The sequence below is a fragment of the Nonomuraea sp. NPDC001684 genome (assembly GCF_053596515.1).
The window spans coordinates 1-2,534 of sequence record NZ_JBSFGJ010000770.1 but is presented as its reverse complement, the minus strand read 5'-3'; the positions used below and the strand labels follow the sequence as shown (position 1 = coordinate 2,534).

2 protein-coding genes are annotated in these 2,534 nt (G+C 77.1%); one reads left to right on the top strand and one right to left on the bottom strand.

Features of this window, described 5'->3' with window-relative positions:
* Positions 1-60: 60 nt before the first annotated feature.
* Positions 61-852: a putative protein N(5)-glutamine methyltransferase gene (locus ACWCSD_RS51435; RefSeq protein WP_397158378.1), complete on the bottom strand. Its 792-nt coding sequence runs from the start codon at positions 850-852 to the stop codon at positions 61-63.
* A 402-nt stretch (positions 853-1,254) separates the two neighbouring features.
* Here ACWCSD_RS51435 and ACWCSD_RS51430 point away from each other — a divergent pair.
* Positions 1,255-2,534: DPP IV N-terminal domain-containing protein (locus tag ACWCSD_RS51430; RefSeq protein ID WP_449927022.1), on the top strand; the 1,280-nt coding region annotated here is incomplete at its 3' end.

The following is a 2,534-nucleotide window of genomic DNA, read 5'->3' as shown; positions in this document are numbered from 1 at the left end:
GCCCCCAGCAGCGCCGCCGCAGCTCAGCCCGCCGCGGTCCGGTTGGAGTGGGTACGGGGCTCAGGCGGGGCGGGTGGCGATGACGGCGGTGGCGTCCAGTTCCTCCGAGACCGTGGCTCGCGCCGGGAGCCCCGCGGCCATGGCGGCCCGGACGGTGGCCGCGGCCTGCCGTTCGCTGGTCTCCACCAGCAGGTGCCCGCCCGGCGCGAGCCAGCCGGACGCCCCCGCGATCACCCGCCGCACCACGTCGAGCCCGTCGCCGCCGCCGTCGAGCGCCATCAGCGGCTCGTGCAGGCGCGCCTCGGGCGGCAGCAGGCCGACCGACTCGGTGGGCACGTAGGGCGGGCTGGCGATCAGGATGCCGACGCGGCCGCGCAGCGAGCCGGGCAGGGCGTCGTACAGGTCGCCCTGGTGGACGTGGCCGCCGGGCAGGTTGAGCCGGGCGCAGCGCACGGCGGCGGGGTCGAGGTCGGCCGCGTGCACCTCGGCCCTCTCCCCCAGCGCCGCCGCGACCGCGGCGCCCATCGCGCCCGTGCCGCAGCACAGGTCGAGCACGACGGGCGGGCGGCCGGCCCGGCGGGCCAGCGCGACGGCCTGACGGATGAGGAACTCGGTGCGCGGACGCGGCACGAACACGCCGGGCTCGACGGCGACGCGCAGGCCGCAGAACCGCGCCCAGCCCAGGACGTGCTCAAGCGGCAGCCCGCCGGCCCGGCGCTCGACCATCCCGGCCAGCTCGGCAGGGGTACGGGCGGTGGAGACCAGCAGCTCGGCCTCGTCCTCGGCGAAGACGCAGCCGGCGGCGCGCAGCCGGGTGACGACGGCGGACATGGGGATCGGGGAGGGGGACATGGGGAGCCTTTCGGGATGCCGATGGGCGCTCCCCGCGGTCACCTGGCCCAGGCGGGCCGGACGTGTGCCGGAAGGGAGCCCCAGCCTGACGAAGCGGTAATGGGTCTCACCTCCTACGGACGATCTCGGCCAGAGACCGTCACAGTACCAGAGCCGATCCGGCCCGACGCGGGCGGCCGCCGGGGATCTCCCCCGGTCACACGCACGCCGCCACGCGGATGATCATGTAGTAAAATGTCCGGGAGCTCGGCCGCAGAGATCGTCCCGGCCAGCAGGAGGCGGCCGCGGGAGCCGCGCGAGAAGTCCCGCCGATCACCTGACACGAACGAAGCGCACACCACTACGGTGTGCGCTTTTTGTCGTGCCCGAAAACCGGACCACAGTGAGAGGAACCAGGCACATATGCCGCACCACGACGACGACACCAAGATCAGCCTGCCCCGGCAGTTCGCCCGCACCCGGCGGTTCACCCTGGGCGCCCCCTCGGCCTTCACCGTCTCGGCGGACGGCTCCGTCGTGCTGTTCCTGCGCAGCCGCGCCGGCGACGACCCGGTCACCTGCCTCTGGGCCCTGGACGCCGGCTCCGGCGAGGAGCGGCTGCTCGCCGACCCCGCCGCGCTGACCGGCGGCGGCACCCAGGGGATCGGCTCCTATGCCACGGACGACGCGGCCGGCCTGGCGGTGTTCACCCTGGCGGGCGCGCTGTGGGCGGTGGACGTCCCCACCGGCGCGGCCCGTACGCTGCCGGTGCCCGGCACGGCCCGCGACCCGCGGCCCGACCCGGCCGGGCGGCTGGTCGCCTACCTCTCCGGCGGCGCGCTGCGGGTGATCGGCGCGGACGGCGCCGGCGACCGCGCCGTGGCCGAGCCCGACGGGCCGGACGTGCGGTTCGGCGTGGCCGAGTACGCCGCGTCCGCCTCGATGGGCCGATCCCGCGGCTACTGGTGGTCCCCCGACGGCGCCCGCCTGCTGACGGCCCGGGTGGACGAGGCCGGCGTCGCGTTCTGGCACGTCGGCGACCCCGCCGAGCCCGCGCGCCCGCCCCGGGCCGTGCGGTACCCGGCGGCCGGCACCGCCAACGCCGACGTCACCCTCTGGATCGCCAGGGTGGACGGCGCGGTGGACGGCGGGCGCGTCGAGGTCACCTGGGACCGGACCGCCTTCGAGTACCTGACGGCCGCCGGCTGGGACGCCCACGGCCCGTATCTGTCGGTGCAGAGCAGGGACCAGCGGACGGTCCGGGTGCTGGCCGCCGACCCGGACTCCGGCCGGACGCGGCTGCTGGCCGAGCAGCACGATCCGCACTGGGTGCAGCTCGTCCCGGGCACGCCCGCCCGTACCGGCTCCGGCCGGCTGGTCGCCCACGCCGACCTGGACGGCACGCGGCGGCTCACCGTCGGCGGCGTCCCGGTCACGCCGCCCGGCCTGCACCTGGAGGCGGTGCTCGGCGTGGACGGCGAGGACGTGCTCTTCACCGCCTCCGACGACCCCGCGCAGACCCACCTGTGGCTGCACACCCCGGCGGCGGGCGCCCACCGGCTCAGCGTCGCGCCCGGGGTGCACGGCGGGACCCGGCGCGGGGGCACCCTCGTCCACGTCATCCGCACCGCCGAGCACCCGGGCGAGCGCGTCCGCGTGGAACGCCCCGCGGCCGGGGCGGCGTCCCCGGCGCGGAGCGGGGA